Raw genomic sequence first — 18,612 nt, forward strand, 5'->3', positions numbered from 1 at the left:
AGAGGACACCATGCGTATCAGCTACACCGGCCCGCACCGGGCCGTGACCGTGCCCGCGCTCGGCCTGACCGCCGAGCGGGACCGACCCATCGAGGTCCCGGACGACCTGGCCGCGCCGCTGCTCGACCAACCCGACTGGGCAGCGGTCAAGCCGGCGGCCAAGGACAGCAGGAAGGAGGCGAGCTGATGGCGATCCCCAGCGGGTTGAGCGCGCAGCTCGGCGTCGGCGAGGAGACCACGTACGGCACCGCCGTCACCCCGTCGCGGTTCTACGAGTTCCGCCAGGAGAGCGTCTCCCTGAGCATCGAGCGGCTGGCGAGCACGGCGCTGCGCGCTGGTGCCCGCGTGCTGCGGTCGGACCGGTGGGCACCGGGCCAGCGGTCGGTGTCCGGCGACATCACGATGGAGGTCGGCACCGAGGGCTACGGGCTCTGGCTCAAGCACGCGCTCGGCTCCGTCACCTCGACGCAGCCGGACGCGACGAACGCGCCAACCGTGTGGCGGCACGTCTTCACGCCAGGTGACCTGCCGCCCGGACTGACCGTCCAGATCGGACGGCCGGACACCGGCGGTGTGGTGCGCCCGTTCACGTACTCCGGCTGCCGCGTCAGCTCATGGACGCTGGAGTGCAGCGTCGGCGAGTTCCTCACCTTGCAGGTGTCGCTGCTCGGCCGCGACGAGACCACCGCGACCGCTCTGGCGACCGCCGCTTACCCGGCCGGCTCGGTCCCGCTCACGTTCGTCACCGGTTCCCTGTCGCTCGGCGGCACCGAGACGTGCGTCCGGTCAGTGAGCATCGCGGGCTCCAACGCACTCGCGGAGGACCGGTACTGCATCGGCGGCGGCGGTCTCCGCGACGTACCGGTGGAGCAGGGACTGCGCGAGATCACCGGCACCCTCGAAGGTGAGTTCAAGGACCTGACGGCCTACAACCGATTCACCAACGGTGAGGAGGCCGAGCTGGTGCTGACGTTCCAGGGCCCGGTCATCAGCGGGACGCTGCGTCACGAGCTGGTGCTGACCGCGAACACGAGGTTCGACGGTGCGACGCCCGCAGTCGGCGGCCCCGAGATCGTGATGCAGTCCCTGCCCATCGTGGTCACCGACACCGGCACGCAGAGCGTGCGGGTGGAGTACCAGACCACCGACACCACCCCGTAGGCCGGCGCCATGCCGGCCCGGGTCGAGATCCGCGGTACCGCCGAGTTCCGGGCGACCGCGGCCAAGCTGAAGGCGGCCGGCCGCGGGGACCTGGTGCGGGAGATGGCGCGCGAGATGCGCACCGCCGCCCGGCCGGTCGTGCAGGACGCACAGCGGTCGGTGCAGTCGCTGGCGTCGCGGGCCGTCCGCGGTGGCGGCGGGCAGGCGCGGCGCGCGTACGACGTCAGCCGGTCCCGCCGGGCCACAGACCGTGTCCAGGACCGTGCGTTCCGGCGGCGTGGACTGCGGGCCACGATCGCACGGGCGGTGCGCACCCAGGTGTCCACCGGGGCGCGGTCGGCGTCGGTGCGCATCCGCACCAACCGCTCGATGCTGCCGCCCGATCAGCGGAAGCTGCCGCGGCTGATGAATAAGGGCGCCTGGCGCCACCCGGTCATGGGCAACCGCGACCGGTGGGTGGAGCAGAAGGTCACGCCGGAGGGCTGGTTCGACAAGCCCATGCTGCGCGGCGGCCCGCAGGTGCGCCGCGCAGCAGTGTCCGTTGTGGACGACATCGTGAAAAAGCTTGCAGAGTAGGAGCAATCGGTGCGTGAGCTGACGTACGACTACCGGCTCGGCGAGAGCCGGTACTCGCTGAACCTGCTGGACGTGACGGTCGACGAGTCCATCGAGGTGGAGCGGCTGACCGGGCGCGGCTGGACGTGGCTGTGCGCGGCGCACGACCGCGGCGAGGCCCTGGCGGTGAAAACGTTTTTCTGGCTGGCGCGGCGGCACGCCGGCGAGGCCGTCGAGTTCGCCGGTCCCGCGATGAACTTCCGCTGGAGGGAGTTTCGGGCGGAGATTCGCCGCGATCAATCCACTCAGGACAGTGAGGGTGAGGCGTCGCCGGACCCTACCGAGGAGACGGACCAGCCGAAACCGCCGGCCAGGACGTCTCGATCTCAGACGAGCTGACCCGGTACCTGCCCTGGATGGTGCACCTGTGGCACTGGCTGCCCACCGACATACGGCAGCTGCGGCTCCGGGACTGGTGGCTGTGCTGCGCGCTGATCGATGAGCACCGGCGGCGCGCCCAAGACCAGCAGCAGCGGTCACGGCCGAGGAGGTGACGCCCGATGGCTGCCAAAGACTTGATCTTCACGGTTTTGGGCATTGACAAGGCCAGCAAGACCTTTGACAAGGTCGGCGACAGCATGGACCGGATGGGCCAGCGCGGGCTCAAGGCGGTCGCGGGGCTGGCGGGCGGTTCGGCGGCTGCGGCCGGCGCGGTCGCCGCGACCGTAGGCGGCCTGCCGCTCGTGTTCGCCGCGATAGGCGCCGCCGCTGTCAAGGGCAACGCCGAGGTGGCCAACTCGTTCCGGAGCCTGGGTGACGAGATCCGGACCGGTGCCGCCGCTGACGCCGCGCCGCTGGCGGACGCCTATGTGGACGCGGCCAGCGAGATCAGCGCGGCCTACGAGCAGCTGCGTCCACAGATCCGGACGGCGTTCGCCGCGGCCGTGCCGGACGTCCAGGCGCTCACGCGCGGTGTCACCGGCTTCGCGCGTGAGGCGATGCCCGGCGCGGTCGCCGTGGTGCAGTCCAGCGGCCCGGTCTTCGACGCCCTGGGCCGGCTGCTCGTCCAGTCTGGCCGCGCCGCCGGTGAGTTCTTCGGTGAGGTCGCCTCAGCGGCACCGGAAGCCGCACAGGGCGTTGACCACTTTGGACGGTTGATCTCGATCGCGCTGCCGGCCGCCGGTGAGGTGCTGACCACGCTCACCGGTCAGTGGGCGGAGCACGGCGGCCAGGCCGTTGACGTCGTCGGCAAGTTGACCGACGTCGTTAGCGACCTCGGCGGCGGCGCGCTGCCGGTGATGTCCGAGGCGCTGGGCATCGGCCTGGACGTCCTGGAAGGCGTTCTCGACGTGATCGGTCCGATCTCGGACGCGCTGGGCCCGATGATCGGGCTGTGGCTGTCGGTCGCGACCGCGATGCGCGTGGTCGGCACCGTCAAGGGCGTCATCGACGGTGTGGGCACCAGCGTCAGTGACCTGCGCACCAAGTTCAAGGAAGCCGGAGGCGAAAACGGCGCAGGGCGACTGGCTACTGCGGCGGGTGGGCTCATGGGGCTGCTCGGTGGCCCGTGGGGCATCGCAGTCACTGCGGCTGGCGCGCTTCTCGGTGCTTTCGGTGCCAAGTCGCAGGAGGCCGAAGGGTCGCAGCGGTCGCTCGCTGCGGCGCTGCGTGAGTCCGGCGGCCAGTTCGACGCGTCCGCGCGTCGTGCACTGGCGCAGTCCGACTCGTACAAGGCCCTGGCTGACGCGGTGTCCGCGGCTGGGCTGTCGCAGCAGGACTATCTGGACGCGATCATCACCGGTGGGCCGACGCTGGATGCACTCAAGGCGCGCCTGCAGGCTCAGGTCACCGCCGGCGAGCAGGTCAACACCGAGTCTGGTGAGCTGGTTACCAGCTACACCGGGCAGGCTGAGGCGGCGCGGACCCTGCTGCGGGATACGGACGGCCTGCGGGCTGTCGTGACCGGGGCGATGACTGACTTCCAGCAGGAGCAGGAGGCGGTCGGGGGCGCGGCTGGCGCGATGCAGTCGGCGCTTCCGGGTACCCAGGCGCTGGAAGAGGCGATGGCCACGCTGCGGGATACCACCGGCGACACGGCCGAGCGCGCGGACGCCCTGAACACCGCGTGGCAGCTGCTTTTCGGCGGCGGTATCCCACTGGAGGAGGCCGTTGCCACCTGGGAGGCCGGGCTGGCCGACCTGCGCAGCGATATCGACGGCGTGAAGAAGTCCACTAAGGACTGGCAGGGCGAGCTGTTCGCCGCCGGCGGGCAGATCGATCTCACGACCGAGGCTGGGAGGGCGCTGCAGCAGCACCTGGTCGAGCAGGGTCAGAGCTACAGGACTCTGGCGCAGACGGTCTACGACACGACACTGCAGCAGACCGGGTCGCAACAGCAGGCCACGGTCGCCGCTCTGGACGCAGTCGCCCAGCGGCGCAACGCGTTCATCAGCGAGATGCAGCAGATGGGGTTCAACGCCGACCAGGCGCGGGTGTTGGCTGACCGGTACCTGGGCCTGCCCGACGACGTGTCCACGCTGATCACCCAGCCCGGCATGGACGTGGCGATTGGCAACGCGGGAACGCTGAAACGCCAGCTCGACTCGATCCCACGGCACATCACCGTGGAGGTCCAGTACCACCAGATCGGCGGCTACTACTACTCGGTCGATCAGAATGGCCAGCGGTTCGGGCTGCCGTTCAAGGCGGAGGGCGGTCCGGTCGAGGCCGGTCACGCGTACGTCGTGGGTGAGGAGGGACCGGAGATCGTGGTGCCGCGCCAGGACGGCACGGTGATCCCTGCTGGCCCGTCAGCGGAGATCATGCGGGCGGCGCGGCGGGTGGGCGCGTCGGTGGCTGGCCCTGCCGTGGCCAGCAGCGGCAGCTCGGTGGTGAAGAACTTCTACCTCACCGTGAACACCACGGAGTCGAGTGTGGACCTGCAGGCGCAGTTCGCGCGCATGGAGCGGCTGGAGATGCTGCCGTGAGGGGGTGCGCGTGGCTGACGAGGTGATCCAGCACGTGGACCCGGACGGGGTGGTAACCGATCTGGCGGTGGCGTGGGACGTGTCCGGGCGGTACGGCGTGACCGTGCGCCTGGACGAGCAGGGCGTGCCCGGCCAGCCGGGGCTGCTGCTGCGGGATGTGCAGCACGGCGCCCGGGACATCAGCCTGTCGCTGTGGATCAACGCGCCGACGCCCGCCGAACTGCAGGCGCGGCTGCGTGACCTGGTGCACCGGATGGACCCGCGGCGTGGGGACAGCGTGCTGCGGATGACGGGCCCGGCGGGGGACACGCGGGAGATCACGGTGCGGGTCGTGGCCGGGCTGGACGTGGCCGAGCGGCTCGGCGACACGTCGGGCCCCACCACACAGCGAATGCCGATCATGTGCCGGGCGTACGACCCGTACTGGGCGGCCGGTTCCGACATCGTGCAGCAGTTCCAACGTGGCGAGGCGCCGAAGTTCTTCCCGTTCTTCCCGTTGCGCCTCGCGTCGTCCGAGATCTGGGCTGACGTCACGGTGACCAACCCCGGCGACGTGGACGCCTGGCCAGTGTGGACGATCGTCGGGCCGGGCTCGCACCCGGTCATCCGCAACGAGACCACTGGCAAGGTGCTGGACCTCGCCGTGGACCTCGGCGGCGGCGAGTCGGTCACGATCGACACCAGGCCGCGCCGGAAGGAGGTGACCCGGTCCGACGGCACCAGCGCATTTGGCCGGTTGTCGTGGGGCAGCTCGTTCTGGCCGCTCGCGCCCGGAACCAACGCCATCAGCATCGAGATGGGGTCTGCGGTGTCGGCCGACTCGCGTGTCGTCCTGTCGTACCGGCCCCGCTACCTGTCTATGTGAGGAGGTGACCGTGGCCTGGACGCTGTACCTCCGCGCGCCCGACCTGAGCCGGGTGGCGGCGATCGAGGACTACCAGACCCTGGAGTGCGTGAGCCGCTACCGGGATGTCGGTACGTGGCAGCTCACCCTGCCGGCCGGGACAGCACATGCGGCGGCGCTCATGCAGCCGCGGTACGGGATCGTGCTGGTGCGCGACGACACGACCGTGGTGTTCTCAGGCCGTGTGCGGCAGCCGCAGCGGCAGACCACCGACACCAGCGACACCCTGACGGTGTCCGGTGTGGACGACAACACCGTGCTCGCCAACAGGGTGGTGCACCCCCAGCCGACGAAGGCGGCACCGCCGTACGACTCGGTCGAGTACGACGTGCGCAGCGGCATCGCTTCATCAGTGCTGATGCAGTACGTCAACGTCAACGCCGGACCGGGCGCGCTGGCGCCCCGGCGCGAGCCCGGCTTGGTGCTGGGCATCGACCCGCTGGTCGGCGCCCAGGTGACCGGTCGTGGCCGGTGGCAGCAACTGCTCACGCTGGAACAGGATCTGGCCGTGGCCGGCGGTGTCGGCTGGCGCGTTCAGCAGACCGGGGGCGATCGGCTGGAGTTCCAGGTCTGGGCTCCCCAGGACCGATCCGACGAGATCCTGCTGTCACAGGAACTGGGCAATGTCGCGGAGCTGTCGTACGAGCGCGCCGCGCCGGAGCTGACCTATGTGTACGTCGGCGGGTCCGGTGAGGGCACAGCCCGGGTGATCCGGGAGGGGCAGGCCAACCCGCAGGGGTGGGACCGAGCCGAGCGCTTCGTGGACCGCCGGGACACCGCGGCGGCCGACGAACTCAACCAGGAGATCCGCGCCACCTTGGTCGAAGGCGCTGAGCAGACCACGCTGAGCGTGACACCAGTCGATGCGGGCAAGCACCAGTACCTGCGTGACTACGGACTGGGCGACACGGTGACGGTGGTCCCGTCACCTGGCGAGCGCGTCACGTCCGTGATCCGCGAGGTCCGGACCCGGCTCGGGCCGGACTCGCAGACCGTGATCCCCACGATCAGCGCGACCAGCAACGGCGTGCTGCGGATCTTCGATCGACTCAGGCAGATGAGCGTCAGGCTCAGGAACTTGGAGAGACGCTGATGGCTGCACCAGCGAACACGTACGCCCCGTTCGACAGCGGGCCCGGGTCGAGCGTCACGGCCGACACCTGGCGCAAGTTCATGACCGGCCTCGCCTCAGCCGGCGTGCTCCAGGACGTAGCTGGCGAGCTTGAGGTGTACGCCGACAGCAGCGGGATGCAGGTCAAGGTCCGCGCTGGGCAAGCGTGGATTCGCGGCCACTGGGGCGAGTGGACTACCGAGTCCACGCTGCAGATCCAGCCCCCGACGCCGGGCGAGACGCTGCCGCGCACCGACCGCGTGATCGTCCGGGCGGACTTCTTGCGCGAGCTGTTGGAGCTGGATGTCCTGCAAGGCGTGCCAGGCGGTGGGGTACCGCCGGTCACGCAGGACAATGCGAAGTGGGAGATTCCCGTTGCCCTGGTTCCCGTTGCGCCTGACGCCACCACGATCAGCACGGTCACCGACGACCGGCGCTACGCCGGCCAGAAACCGGTTGTGCACCGGCTCAGGGCCGTCAACCAGGCGATCCCGGTACCTACCACAGATGGTGACCTGCTCGCGCTTTCCTTTACCCCACACGGAGATTGCCACGCTAACGTCAGCATGACCGTGGTCGTCCAGGCGCACCAGGGCGCCTCCGGCCAACTCGCTGAGCCGTCCACTGCGATGCTTGGCTTGAAGCTCCGGCGAGCGTCGGACGGCGTCGATGTCGCCTTCGGCGACAAGATTTTCCCGGCGGAAGTCATCGACTGGAACACCCGGGGCGTTCGCGGACACGGCAGCACCACGATGACGCTCTGCCCGGACGTAACGCTGTCCCGGCATGAGAAGTACCAGGTGGTGCTGTTCGGGGCCCGCACCAGCGTCCTGGGCTGCAACGTCGTCCACCTCCTGGGCACCGTGACCGAGTGCTCGCAGGTCCAAGACGCATAAGGAGAATCCTTGTCTGACTTCTTGGCCGACTTGTCCATTTTGGACGTTGGTCTTGCTCTGGGCGCCCTCGCCGCTGTGTGGGCGGTCGTCGTCCGGGTCGCCCGTGTGGGCCGCAAGCTCTCGCACGTCGCCGATGACTGGCTCGGTGAGCCGGAGCGCGACGGGGTGCCGGCGCGGCCGGGCGTCATGGAGCGCCTGGCCGCCATCGAGCAGCGGGTGACCGTCATCGAACACGAGGTGCGGCCCAACTCTGGCGCGTCGCTGCGCGACGCCGTGGACCGCGTCGAGCGCCGGATCGTGGGAGGTGACCAGTGAGGGGGCTGGACTACTCGACCGGGCCGCCCTCGGCCGCCGCCGTGCGGGCCGCCGGCTACCGGTTCGTCGTGCGCTACCTGTCGAGGCCGGGCAACCGGAAGAACATCACCGCGCGCGAGTTCGCCGACATGACCCGGAACGGGGTGGCGGTGGCGCTGGTGTTCGAGACCACGGCCAACCGGGCCCTGTCCGGGTACGCCGGCGGCCAGGCCGACGCCCGGGCCGCGGCCGAGCAGGCCGCCGCGGTCGGGATGCCCAGTAGCCGGCCCATCTACTTCGCCGTCGACTTCGACGCCCAGCCCCATCAGCTCGGGGCCATCGATGCGTACCTGCGCGGCGCCGCCTCGGTGCTGGGCCCCGGCCGGATCGGCGTCTACGGCTCCTACTCCGTGGTCCGGCACTGCCTCGACGCGGGCACAGCCCGGTACGCGTGGCAGACCGCCGCCTGGTCCGGCGGCCGGGCTGATCTCCGCGCCCACCTGTTCCAGCGCATCGGCACCGTCCACGTGGCCGGTGTCGCCTGCGACGTCAACGACTCCAACGCCAACGACTTCGGCCAGTGGCCATACGAGGAGGACGACATGCCCCTGTCCGATGAGGACGTGAACCGGATCGCCGACGCGTCCGCGCGCGCCCTGCTCAACTTCAACTGCGGCATCCCCGAGCACCTGCGCCGGCCCGGTGACGGCGAGACCGCGCGCTTCGAGGACCTGGCGCTGCACACCAACCGCGGTGTGTTCACCGTCTACGACATGGTGGTTGCCTACCGGACGGCGTTCGAGCAGTTGGCGGACGCGGTCGCGCGGGACCAGGAGATCGACGCCGCCGCGATCAAGCAGGCTGTCGCCGACGCGATCCGAGAGAACGTCGTGACGGTCGATGTGGCAGTGCGAGGCCAGGAGGTGCAGCAGTGACGACGTACATGCGGGACCTCGTGGAGCGGGCGGTGTCGTCGTTCGCTGGGGCGGTGCTGGCCGCTCTCGGTGCCGAGGCGGTGGACCTGCTCGCGGTGGATTGGCGGGGCGTGCTCGGTGTCGGGCTGGGCGCGGCCGTGGTGAGCGTGTTGAAGGCGCTGGCCGCTCGGCGGGTGGGTGACCCGGGTTCGGCGTCGCTGAGCACCAAGGTTGGTTCCACCCCGCGCTGACCTGCACACAGACACGTCTCGCCGATCAGAGTGACGGCCTGTCACTCTCATCTGACCATGACCTGCGTCTTACAGGCCATGCCTTCTGACCAGCCACGTTAGGGGATCGCCTAACGTGGCTCTGGGGTACGGCCTCCGTCTTGGAGATCATGGCCCCGCTGGTCGCTTCATGCGATCCCATGAGATGGCAGATGCCCAGGTTACCGGCACCGGTAAGTTTGATGACCTGCGCAAACGCACCACTGCATGATCACGCCCCTCCCGCGCCGGCTGGTGTCCGGTAGCGGGAGGGGCGTTCTGCGTTCCCCTGCGGGGTCGATGAGTGCTGGCCACAATGGGTCGTACCGCGTGGACCGGGTCGTGGCCCGAATGTTGCGATCCCCTCAGGGGTCGATGAGTGCTGGCCACCGTCACGATCTTGGCGACCCGCATGGACGTCATCGTTGCGATCCCCGTTGGGGTCGATGAGTGGTGGCCACACCGACCGCCACCTCCCGGTGTGGATCGTGCTGCGCGAGTTGCGATCCCCTGTGGGGTCGATGAGACCTGGCCGCCCGCACCGCCAACGCCGACGCCGTGAGCCTGGAGGGGTTGCGATCCCCTGCGGGGTCAATGAGCCCTGGCCACCTGCTCTGGATGGCCACCTGGGCCCTCGGCCTGTCGTTGCGATTCCCTGCCGGGTCGATGAGCCCTGGCCACATGCGCCAGCTGACCGCCCGTGACCAGGTGGTCCGGTTGCGATCCCCTGCGGGGTCAATGAGTGCTGGCCATGCCACCCGACCTCGACCAGTTCATCCCGTGAGCGAGTTGCGATCCCCTGCGGGGTCAATGAGCCCTGGCCACACGCGCGGGATTGTGCGACGGAATACCGGGACGTGAGGTTGCGATCCCCTGCGGGGTCGATGAGTGGTGGCCACTGGTCGCTGTCGAGGCGAGCCCAACATGCAGGCCGTTGCGATCCTCTCAGGGCCAATTAGTCCGGCCAGCCTACCCCCGGACGCGGTGCAGCCCTGCGCGCCTACATCCACGGGCAGCAGGGGCATTCGTCGCGTTGATGCGCCTTTCGGGGAACACCCCTTGCTCAACTCATGACTGGGTCGGCACGATCGCGCCGGGTGAGTGCACCATGAGTGCGCAAAGGAACTGATCTTGACCAACACGACGATGGGTCTCGTGGCGTGGCCGCCTGCGGACCCGAACCTGCGCAGCAGCGACGTGCCCAGCGGCCCGGGAGTGCGCCCCTGGGGCTTGACCCGCACCACCCCGGTGGGCGCCGCGCACCACTTCGACGGCCTGCACTACGACCCCGAGCGGCAGATCACCACGACCGCTGACGGCGTGCCGCTGATCGACGCGGACCGGCCGAAGGACCCCACCGGCCCCTACACCCCGTGCGACACGAAGTTCGACCACCAGTGGGAGACGGACTCCGACCCCGCTGACTGATCATGGGCTCCGTCGCTGTAGTGACGCGCCCGGGAGATGTTACAGCGGACTTCGTCATCGCCGAGCTGAACAGGCGTGACGCGTCTGTCGTGCGGTTCGATCTCGCTGACTTCCCGGAGCGGCTGACTGAGGCGGCGCTGATCACCTCCGGCGGTGAGGGGTGGCGTGGGTTTCTGCGCACCCCTTACCGCCAGCTCGACATCGAGCAGATCAGTGCCGTGTGGTACCGCAAGCCCCAGGGCTTCGCGGTGCATCCCCAGATGACGGCGACGGAAGCGCAGTGGGCGACCGCCGAGGCCCGTGCTGGTCTCGGCGGTCTGCTCGCCGCGTTGTCCGTCCGCTGGGTCAACCACCCCTACGCCAACACCGCAGCCGACCAGCGTGCCCACCAGTTGGCCGTTGCCGATGCTTGTGGCCTGACCATCCCTATCTCGCTGATCACGAACTCGCCGGAGCAGGCCCGGGACTTCTGCCGCGACCACGCCGACACCGGGGTGATCTACAAACCGCTCACCACCGGGCCACGCAGCGAGAACGGCGAGTACGTGGCGTTGCGCACCGCGCTGGTGCAGCCCGAGGACATCACCGACGACGTGGCGCGCACCGCCCACCTGTTCCAGACTCGGGTGCCCTGCGCCTACTCGGTGCGGGTGGTCGCGGTCGACGGGCGGCTGTTCGCGGTGCGCATCGACCATCCCAGCCGATCCACTGTGGACTGGAGGGCTGACCATGACCGGCTGACCTACCAGGCCACCGAGGTACCCGATCGGGTGGCAGCTGGCCTACGCCGGCTCATGGCCACGTTCCGGCTGGTCTACTCCTCGTCGGACTGGATCATCAGGCCGGACGGCGAGTGGGTGTTCATCGGGGACCTGAACCCCAACGGCCAGTGGGCGTGGCTGGAGCCCATCCGGCAGGACGTGATCCAGGCGTTGGCCGACTACCTCACAGGAGAGACGTGATCACCAGTACCGACCCCGCCGAGTTGCGCCGCGGGCTCGTCGCTGACCTCAACGCACGGGGCTGCCTGACCACGCCCCGGTGGGTCGACGCGTTCGGATCGGTGCCCAGGGACCTGTTCGTTACCCGGTTCTCGGTGCCCGGCACCGCCGGCCGGTTGACCGAACACGACCTGGGCGACCCTGGCCGCCACGCCGACGCACTGGCCGCGGTCTACTCGGACACGAGTCTGATCACCCAGTTCATCGGCCGCACCGCCACCAGTTCGTCCACCAGGCCCTCACTGATGGCAACCATGCTGGAGGCACTGGACGCTCGACCAGGACACCGGGTGCTGGAAATCGGCACCGGCACTGGCTACAACGCCGCCCTGCTCAGTCATGCGTTGGGGCACGGTGCGGTCACCACGGTGGACGTGGACCCCGAGTTGGTGGACGCGGCCCGGGAGTCCCTGCGGCAGGCCGGCTACGCGCCCACCGTGGTTTGTGGTGACGGCGCGGACGGTGTGGCTGCCCATGCGCCGTATGAGCGGCTGATCGCCACCTGCCAGGTACCGCGGGTGCCGGGCGCATGGCTGGAACAGGTGCGGCCGGGCGGCGTGCTCGTGGTCAACGTGGCGTTCGGCGTCGCCCGGCTCACCGTCACCAACACGGTGGCCAGCGGCCCGTTCATCGAGTCGGCCGGCTTCATGGGCATACGCACGACTGCGGCACCGGCCCACCTGTCTCCGCAGGAGGTGTTGAACGCAGCCAGCGGAGACGGCGAGCAGTACGAGGCGGCGCCGCTGCCCCGCGAACTTTGGACGACCGCCGCAGGGGCACACCTGCGGGTGCTGTTCTATCCCGCGCTGGGGCACCACCTGCTGCTCGACTCGCCGCCCGACTCGCCGGTGCACCTCTACGACCCGTCTACCGGGTCGTGGGCGCGCGGCGAGCCGGCCGGTGCTGGGCGCGTACTCGTGACATGGAGCGGTCCACGGGACGTGTGGTCGGGGCTGCTGAACATCATGCGGGCGTGGGAGGACGCCGGACGCCCAGACCTTGACCGGTACGGGCTGACGGTGCGGCCGGGTGGCGCCCACCTGCTGTGGTTGGACTCACCGGACCACCTGGTGTTGGAACTGCCGTAGATGGATCGGTGGGACCGGGCCGAAACCCGGTCCCACCTCCCCGCAACTGGGCCACGGTGCTGGGTGAGTGCACCGGATGATGGATGTGGCCCAGAGGTCAGAAGAAACACAGGAACCAGAGCAGCAGCAGCCAGAACGCCAGTCCGGCGACCAGCGGCCAGGTCGGGTCGTCGTAGTCCTGGCGGCTCCGCCAGTACCGGATGAGGTAGCGCAGGTGCTTCCTCATGCGATCCCCCGCAGCGGCAGGACGGTGGTCGCGCACTGGTCGTAGTCCGCGGTCACCAGTGCCGCGTCCCAGTCGAGGCGGATTCGCCGACCCACCGCCCACATCCGGGCGAGCAGCTGCGGCACGGTCACCGCGGTGTGCCCCACCTGCTCGGGCCAGTGCCGGCCGGCGTCACCAGGGCTGGTCACGGCCGCCACCGCGTGTCCTCCACCTGCGTGCCCACGTAGACCAGGCAGTCGGGGCAGAACGGCTGTCCGGACGGCGTCTCGATCAGTGTGGAGTCGTCGGGGGTGAGCACCGTCCCGCAGGCCGCGTCGAAGAGTCCGAACCGGTCGCCGGTGGAGGTGGCTGGGACAGCGTGCAGGAGGTTGTCCTCCACCCACTGCCGCCACAGGTAGTCCGCCGCCGTCGTCATCGGATCACCTGCGAATCAGCCTGATGCTGCTCGGTCTGGCGCTGCGCGGGCAGCACCGGCCCGTAGTGGTACCCCGCGAGAGAGATGTGGGTGTAGCCGCGGGCCCGCTCGTAGCAGACCTGGCAGGTCGGCCACAGCCACTCCCGCTTGGAGGGTTCGCCGCCGAGATAGGTGACCGGGTGCAGGCAGAGGGTTTCGCCGGTGTCGCCGGGCCGGAGTTCACCGGGGATGGCGTGCCGCCCGTGGTCCACCGGCCACCAGCGGAACGTCTTCCGGCCTGAGGTGGTCACGTCGTACTCACCCCCTGCCGAATCAGCTCGTCGGCCGTGAGCAGGCAGGCGTCGCAGGCGTAGGCCGGCACCGGCTTGGCCACGTCGTCGGACAGGCCGTGGCCGCACACCGCCCGGTACGAACGGCCCTGGTCGACCTCGCCGGCGGGGATGATGTGGGCGGCACCGTCCAGCGCGGACCGGCGCATCACGTACAGCGGTGTACCGCCCGGCGTGTGCTGACTGACCAGGTAGCAGCCCGCGCACCACGTGGCGTTCTCCCGGGTGGGGCGCGGGTAGCTGGTGATGAGCGTGTCGGCGAGCTGGATTCCGCAGAGGGCGCGGTGGAACCCGGGCTTGTCGGGCAGCCAGCCGTGCACCCGTGGGGTGGCGAACGTGCTGTGCCCGTAGATCAGCGTGTTGGTCATCGTGGCCACCTCAGCAGCGATTCCGGGCGCCGCTTGGCGATCTCGTAGCGCGGGCAGTCGCAGTCGCTCCGGGCGGTGACGACGGTCAGGATCCAGCCCCACCGTGCCAGCCACCGCCGGCGCAGGCGTCCACGCCATGTCGCCAGGTACTCGCCCAAGGCCACCTTGGCCTTGTCGTAGTCGGTGTATGTGCGCCGTTTCATGCTGCCTCCTGTCCGATGTGGACTGGTGTGGCGGTGTCGGGCTGTGGGGGCAGTCCGGGCCACGCCGCCATCCAGCGGTAGTCCGGGGCGGGGTCAGTCGGAGTGTTGGGCCGCGCCTGGTGGGCAGGGGAGGTGTCCGCTTGGCGCGGTTGGTCAGCGAGGTGCTCATCCAGCGGGAACGCCGTGATCAGGTAGCGCCAGAGTCCGCCGATCACCGTCGTGGCCATGAGGCCGAGAACGGACCAGACGAGTAGTGCTGTCACGATCACCACCACCTTCGCTGGGTGGAGCAGCAGGACGGGAGCCGGGGGCCTACTCGACCGTCTTGCTGCTCCACGGGGTGGCGGGAATCGCGTGATGCCACCACCCGTAGGTGTCCGGCCGGTCGGGGTCGGACATAAGAGGCGGTAAGCCGGTAGTGGAGCCGGTGGCTCGCCGCTCTGGCGCCCGCGGGACCATGTGGTCACGCTGGCAGCAGTGAACGCTACCCGGTGCAATGCACCGGCGCATTGCACCTATCGGGTGAAGTTGTGACCTTGGCTACGGAGCCTGCGGGATGCTGGCGACAGGCCGTAATCACCAGGAGGGGCAGATGCCGAGCACCCAGACCCGACGCAAGCGCAAGCTGGGCAAGTTTTTGGTTGAACTGCGGGAGCGAGCCGGGCTCAAGCCAGAGGCGGTCGCCGGCTTGCTCCGCAAGAGCACTTCCACGATTTCCCGCATGGAGAACGGGCACACGTTGTGCGACTACGCCGTTCTTACCGCCATGCTCGGCTTCTATCAGGCAACGGCCGAGCAACGAAAACAAGCCGAAGACCTCTGGGAAGAAGCGAAGCAAGAGACCGCTCCGGTCCAGCACTCCAGTTCCATGCCGCCCAAGTACAGGGCGTTCCTCAAGGCGTGGGACGATGCCAGTTCGGCCCGAACTCTTCAGCAGTCGTTGTTCCCGGGCCCGTTGCAGACGCCCGCATACAGAGCCGCGATGTATCGCGCGTTGGCACGCTTCATCAACTCCGGTACCGATGCCGACCGAGATTCCGTGGCCATCGAGCGCAGGCAGCAACGACTCCACGGGCCGAACCCGATGGAATTCCTGATCCTGCTCGACGAAGCAGTTATCAGGCGCCCTATTGGTGGCCCGCTCGTTATGGCCGAGCAGTTGCGCCACGTCGTGCGCCTCACCCAACTACCGAACGTGTCGGTCCGGCTGATCCCCTTCGCGGCAGGTGAGTACGGTGCGATGACGGGCGGCCTGACCGTTCTTGCGTTTCCCGCCCCGGATGAGTCTGATGTCGTGTACCTGGAGTACCCGAGCGGAGGAGACTGGATCGAGAAGGCGGACGATGTTGCCAAGTTCGCCGGAACTTTCGATGATGCCCTCTCCCTCGCACTGTCGGAGAGTGACTCGATAGAGGTCATGACCGAACAAGCCCGACGTCTAGAGCAGGAACAATGAGCGAACAGATCGTGTGGCGGAGAAGCACCTACAGTGTCCCGAACAACGACTGTGTGGAGTTGGCCCGGACAGCGGCCCTCGCTGCCGTGCGGGACTCTAAGAACCCCACCGGCCCGATGCTGACCTTCGGGCAGGCGGAACTGGTGAGGTTCCTCGGCGCCGTCAAGGCCGGCCGGCTCGACGGCTGATCTACGGCAAGCAGCAGCCCCGCTCACGGGACTTGAGCGGGGCTGCTCTGTGTCTTGAGGCTACTCGGCCAACTGTCGGAGTTCACCCAACGCGGCCGTGCGCGTCTCATCGACGGCCAGGCCGAGGTCGGCGTCCACCCACGCCGTGACCGCGACGCGCGGGCCGCGGGGGATCCGGCCGACCGCCCGGACGTGGATCGTCCCGCCGAGCCAGCCGGTCACGGTCAAGGTGGTGTCGGTCAGTGCCTCAGCCCACTGGATCAACGCGCGGGTGCTGGGCATGGCCAGCTCGGGCAGCGCCTCCGATCCGGTCAGCGTCCGCACGTCGGTGGGTGCGGCCAGGCCGATGCCACCGGGGCGCTGCGCCTTCAGCATCCGGGCGACCGCGGACAGGACGTCCGCGGGGGAGTAGGTGCGAGGTGGTGCGGTGCGGGGCATGGTTGCTCCTCTGTGGGATGCCGTGGGATGCACCGTGGGATGAGTTGCTGTTCCTCGGCGCTCCCGGGGACTCCTTCGTTGGGACTTCCGTACCCCGCCTGACCAGCCGGAAGGCTCCTTCCGGCTCCTTGCGGCTCCTTCAGGCTCTTTGAGGGGAAATCGCAGGTCAGACCTAGTTGGTGACCCGCACGTAGTCGACCACCAGTTGCTGCGGGAACACCGTGCTGCCGTCCGGGTCGCCGGGCCAGTAGCCGCCCACGGCCAGGTTCAGGATCAGGAAGAACGGGTGGTCGAACACCCACCGGTTGCCGCCGAGGTCGGCTGGGGTGCGCGTCTGGTAGACGGTTCCGTCCACCGACCAGGTGATCTTGTTCGGCGACCAGTCCACGGCGAACACGTGGAAGGCGTTGGCGAAGTCGTCGCCGATGCCGTAGCCGGCGCCGATGCCGCCGGAGCCGGAGTAACCCGGGCCGTGGATGGTGCCGTGCACCGTGCGCGGTTCGAAGCCGACGTTCTCCATGATGTCGATCTCGCCGCTGTTCGGCCAGCCCACGCTGCCGATGTCGGTGCCGAGCATCCAGAACGCCGGCCACATGCCCTGGCCGCGCGGCAGCTTCATCCTGGCCTCGAAGTGGCCGTAGGTCTGGCTGAACCGGCCGGAGGTGTTCAGCCGGGCCGAGGTGTACTGGCAGCTGCCGTACCAGCAGTTGTAGCCGGCCGGGTTCTCCCGGCGCGCGGTGATCACCAGGTTGCCCTGGCCGTCGAGCGCGGCGTTGTTGGTGCCGGGCGTGTAGTACTGGCGCTCGTGGTTGTTGACGTTGTCGCCGGTCTCCACCACCCACTTGCTGCCGTCCACGGCACTGCCGGCCGGGCCGTTGAAGTCGTCGGAGAACGTGACCGCCGCGGCGGACACCTCGCCGCGCTGGGCGGCGGCCGCGCTGGCCGGCTGGCTCGCCTGGGCTGATGCCGCCGGGGCCAGGACCGCGGCGGCCAGCACCGGGGCGGCGAGCGCCGTGATGATCCGGGACCGGCGTGGGATGAGCCGTGAGGACATCGTTGTCACCTCTCTTGCGCGCGTCCACGCGGGCCGCGGGCGGCGGCCGGCGTGGGGCGGTGAAGGCGGCAACTGCCACGGGCGGCGGAGTCCTGGCAGTCGTCGATCCGTACTGGTCAGTGCACGATTCGTTGTTGGTGGCAACAAAGTATGCATGGTCTGGACCAGGGCGCAAGAGGCGAAACGGCGGCATCCGGTGCCGGGCCGGGCAACGCCGCGCCGGCGAGAAACCGGCCCGGCACCGGAGTTGTGCGCCGGTGGCGCGACTTGTCCACTGGGGACGGTCGCTGGTGCGGTAGTCGTCCTCAGTGGACAGTTCGGTCAGGCGGGGCCGGTCAGCGGAAGCGGTCCGCGTGGTCAACGGCCCACTCGGCAAAGGTGCGGGCCGGGCGCCCGGTCACCTCGGCCACCGTGGGCAGCACCGGGTCCGGCTGGTCCACCGCGCGCGCCCAGTAGCCCAGCAGCATGGTCATCACCTCCTCCGACAGGAACGCGCTGACCTGCGCCCGCCACTGCTCGGCGGTGATCTCCGCGAACCGGACGTCCCGGCCGAGCGCCTCGCCGATCAGCCGCGCCTGGTCGACCCTGGTCACCGCCTCCGGGCCGGAGAGCCGGTAGCGCTGGCCGGCGTGGCCGTCCTCCAGCAGCGCCCGCGTGGCCACCGCCGCGATGTCCGCCTCGTGGATCAGCGACTGCGCCCCGGCCCCGTAGGGCGCCCGGACCACCCCGTCGGCGCGGATCATCGGCGCCCACTCCAGCGTGTTGCCGGCGAACCCGCCCGGCCGCACGTGCGTCCACTCCACACCGGATCGTTCCACCGCGCGTTCCGTGGCCAGGTGCGCCTCACCGGCCGACCAGTTCGTTTCCAGTCGGTTCACCGTGGAATCCGACGACAACACCACAATGCGTCGAACCCCGGCCGACACCGCCATGTCGACAAACGCCTCGGGGTGGTCGAACACCGGAAACAGGTACACCCGGTCGACCTTGTCCAGCGCGCCGGCCAACGCGTCGGCGTGGTTGAGGTCCCCCTGGCGCACGTCGACCCCGGCCGGCAGGCCAGCGGTGGCCGGATTCCTGGTCAGCGCCCGAACCTGCTGGCCAGCGGCCAGCAGTTGATCGACCACGTGTCGGCCGACCGACCCGGTCGCGCCGGTCACCAAGACTGTCATTCGCTCTGCACTCCCACTCGCGAATCCGGTAATTGGCGCGGCGAAGCTACCCCATTCTCCGAATTCGCGCACATGGCTGCGGTGAAATTCTCTCGAACAGATTCGGAGCTTGTTGTCAAGTGATTCACAATGCTGGTCGGATCGGATGGAAACGC

24 protein-coding genes and 1 pseudogene are annotated in these 18,612 nt (G+C 69.3%); 16 read left to right on the forward strand and 9 right to left on the reverse strand.

Annotated features, from left to right (window positions below; translation table 11 throughout):
• Window positions 1-10 precede the first annotated feature (10 nt).
• The 14 genes from LX83_RS25370 (at window position 11) to LX83_RS25435 (ending at window position 12,608) form a co-directional block, all read left to right on the forward strand.
• A complete protein-coding gene (locus LX83_RS25370) occupies window positions 11-187 on the forward strand; it encodes a hypothetical protein (RefSeq protein WP_253775670.1) in 177 nt (58 codons plus the stop codon).
• Complete coding sequence (locus LX83_RS25375; protein ID WP_253775672.1) at window positions 187-1,161, forward strand: phage tail tube protein; 975 nt, start codon at window positions 187-189, stop codon at window positions 1,159-1,161. The genes LX83_RS25370 and LX83_RS25375 overlap by 1 nt, the downstream gene beginning before the upstream one ends.
• A 9-nt stretch (window positions 1,162-1,170) precedes the next feature.
• Complete coding sequence (locus LX83_RS25380; RefSeq protein ID WP_253775674.1) at window positions 1,171-1,737, forward strand: hypothetical protein; 567 nt, start codon at window positions 1,171-1,173, stop codon at window positions 1,735-1,737.
• 9 nt (window positions 1,738-1,746) lie between these two features.
• Window positions 1,747-2,115: a hypothetical protein gene (locus LX83_RS25385; RefSeq protein WP_253775676.1), complete on the forward strand. Its 369-nt coding sequence runs from the start codon at window positions 1,747-1,749 to the stop codon at window positions 2,113-2,115.
• 161 nt (window positions 2,116-2,276) lie between these two features.
• Window positions 2,277-4,703 (forward strand): hypothetical protein, encoded by a 2,427-nt coding sequence (locus tag LX83_RS25390; protein WP_253775678.1) that lies wholly within the window; start codon window positions 2,277-2,279, stop codon window positions 4,701-4,703.
• 10 nt (window positions 4,704-4,713) lie between these two features.
• Window positions 4,714-5,568, forward strand: coding sequence for a phage distal tail protein (locus LX83_RS25395; RefSeq protein ID WP_253775680.1), 855 nt, complete (start codon window positions 4,714-4,716; stop codon window positions 5,566-5,568).
• A gap of 10 nt (window positions 5,569-5,578) precedes the next feature.
• Window positions 5,579-6,700, forward strand: a complete 1,122-nt coding sequence (locus tag LX83_RS25400; protein ID WP_253775682.1) for a siphovirus ReqiPepy6 Gp37-like family protein — start codon at window positions 5,579-5,581, stop codon at window positions 6,698-6,700.
• A complete protein-coding gene (locus tag LX83_RS25405) occupies window positions 6,700-7,614 on the forward strand; it encodes a hypothetical protein (RefSeq protein WP_253775684.1) in 915 nt (304 codons plus the stop codon). Before LX83_RS25400 ends, LX83_RS25405 begins: the two co-directional genes overlap by 1 nt.
• A gap of 9 nt (window positions 7,615-7,623) precedes the next feature.
• On the forward strand, window positions 7,624-7,929 hold the full coding sequence (locus LX83_RS25410; protein WP_253775686.1) for a hypothetical protein: 306 nt from the start codon (window positions 7,624-7,626) through the stop codon (window positions 7,927-7,929).
• A complete protein-coding gene (locus LX83_RS25415) occupies window positions 7,926-8,843 on the forward strand; it encodes a DUF1906 domain-containing protein (protein ID WP_253775688.1) in 918 nt (305 codons plus the stop codon). The genes LX83_RS25410 and LX83_RS25415 overlap by 4 nt, the downstream gene beginning before the upstream one ends.
• On the forward strand, window positions 8,840-9,073 hold the full coding sequence (locus LX83_RS25420; RefSeq protein WP_253775690.1) for a holin: 234 nt from the start codon (window positions 8,840-8,842) through the stop codon (window positions 9,071-9,073). The genes LX83_RS25415 and LX83_RS25420 overlap by 4 nt, the downstream gene beginning before the upstream one ends.
• A 1,149-nt stretch (window positions 9,074-10,222) precedes the next feature.
• Window positions 10,223-10,519 (forward strand): putative ATP-grasp-modified RiPP, encoded by a 297-nt coding sequence (tgmA, locus tag LX83_RS25425; protein WP_253775692.1) that lies wholly within the window; start codon window positions 10,223-10,225, stop codon window positions 10,517-10,519.
• A gap of 20 nt (window positions 10,520-10,539) precedes the next feature.
• Window positions 10,540-11,481: an MvdC/MvdD family ATP grasp protein gene (locus LX83_RS25430; protein ID WP_253775694.1), complete on the forward strand. Its 942-nt coding sequence runs from the start codon at window positions 10,540-10,542 to the stop codon at window positions 11,479-11,481.
• Window positions 11,478-12,608, forward strand: a complete 1,131-nt coding sequence (locus tag LX83_RS25435) for a methyltransferase domain-containing protein (protein WP_253775696.1) — start codon at window positions 11,478-11,480, stop codon at window positions 12,606-12,608. Before LX83_RS25430 ends, LX83_RS25435 begins: the two co-directional genes overlap by 4 nt.
• Window positions 12,609-12,705: 97 nt before the next feature.
• Here the strand turns inward: LX83_RS25435 and LX83_RS38040 are convergent, their stop codons facing one another.
• Genes LX83_RS38040 through LX83_RS25460 form a run of 6 tightly spaced genes read right to left on the reverse strand, consistent with a single transcriptional unit; the run spans window position 12,706 to window position 14,149 of the window.
• A complete protein-coding gene (locus tag LX83_RS38040; RefSeq protein ID WP_301328846.1) occupies window positions 12,706-12,834 on the reverse strand; it encodes a hypothetical protein in 129 nt (42 codons plus the stop codon).
• Window positions 12,831-13,022 carry a hypothetical protein gene (locus LX83_RS25440; RefSeq protein WP_253775698.1) on the reverse strand — a complete coding sequence of 64 codons (192 nt, stop codon included), beginning with the start codon at window positions 13,020-13,022 and terminating at the stop codon, window positions 12,831-12,833. Before LX83_RS25440 ends, LX83_RS38040 begins: the two co-directional genes overlap by 4 nt.
• Window positions 13,019-13,249, reverse strand: coding sequence for a hypothetical protein (locus tag LX83_RS25445; RefSeq protein WP_253775700.1), 231 nt, complete (start codon window positions 13,247-13,249; stop codon window positions 13,019-13,021). Before LX83_RS25445 ends, LX83_RS25440 begins: the two co-directional genes overlap by 4 nt.
• On the reverse strand, window positions 13,246-13,539 hold the full coding sequence (locus tag LX83_RS25450; RefSeq protein WP_253775702.1) for a zinc finger protein: 294 nt from the start codon (window positions 13,537-13,539) through the stop codon (window positions 13,246-13,248). Before LX83_RS25450 ends, LX83_RS25445 begins: the two co-directional genes overlap by 4 nt.
• Window positions 13,536-13,946 carry a hypothetical protein gene (locus LX83_RS25455; RefSeq protein ID WP_253775704.1) on the reverse strand — a complete coding sequence of 137 codons (411 nt, stop codon included), beginning with the start codon at window positions 13,944-13,946 and terminating at the stop codon, window positions 13,536-13,538. Before LX83_RS25455 ends, LX83_RS25450 begins: the two co-directional genes overlap by 4 nt.
• The gene (locus LX83_RS25460; RefSeq protein WP_253775706.1) at window positions 13,943-14,149 is read right to left on the reverse strand and encodes a hypothetical protein; all 207 of its coding nucleotides are present in this window, start codon (window positions 14,147-14,149) and stop codon (window positions 13,943-13,945) included. Before LX83_RS25460 ends, LX83_RS25455 begins: the two co-directional genes overlap by 4 nt.
• A 592-nt stretch (window positions 14,150-14,741) precedes the next feature.
• On the opposite strand from LX83_RS25460, the gene LX83_RS25465 reads away from it, so the two are divergent.
• A complete protein-coding gene (locus tag LX83_RS25465) occupies window positions 14,742-15,605 on the forward strand; it encodes a helix-turn-helix domain-containing protein (protein WP_253775708.1) in 864 nt (287 codons plus the stop codon).
• Window positions 15,602-15,793 carry a DUF397 domain-containing protein gene (locus LX83_RS25470; RefSeq protein WP_253775710.1) on the forward strand — a complete coding sequence of 64 codons (192 nt, stop codon included), beginning with the start codon at window positions 15,602-15,604 and terminating at the stop codon, window positions 15,791-15,793. The genes LX83_RS25465 and LX83_RS25470 overlap by 4 nt, the downstream gene beginning before the upstream one ends.
• Window positions 15,794-15,853: 60 nt before the next feature.
• On the opposite strand, the gene LX83_RS25475 is transcribed toward LX83_RS25470, so the two are convergent.
• From LX83_RS25475 to LX83_RS25485, 3 genes and pseudogenes are all read right to left on the reverse strand, one after another.
• The gene (locus tag LX83_RS25475; protein ID WP_253775713.1) at window positions 15,854-16,231 is read right to left on the reverse strand and encodes a hypothetical protein; all 378 of its coding nucleotides are present in this window, start codon (window positions 16,229-16,231) and stop codon (window positions 15,854-15,856) included.
• Window positions 16,232-16,406: 175 nt separating this feature from the next.
• Window positions 16,407-17,285, reverse strand: a pseudogene (locus tag LX83_RS25480) (glycoside hydrolase family 16 protein); the annotation flags it as partial.
• A gap of 335 nt (window positions 17,286-17,620) precedes the next feature.
• A complete protein-coding gene (locus LX83_RS25485; protein ID WP_253775717.1) occupies window positions 17,621-18,457 on the reverse strand; it encodes an NAD(P)H-binding protein in 837 nt (278 codons plus the stop codon).
• Between the last annotated feature and the right edge of the window lie 155 nt (window positions 18,458-18,612).

The sequence above is a fragment of the Goodfellowiella coeruleoviolacea genome, from assembly GCF_024171785.1.
GTDB classification, from domain to species: Bacteria; Actinomycetota; Actinomycetes; order Mycobacteriales; family Pseudonocardiaceae; genus Goodfellowiella; species Goodfellowiella coeruleoviolacea.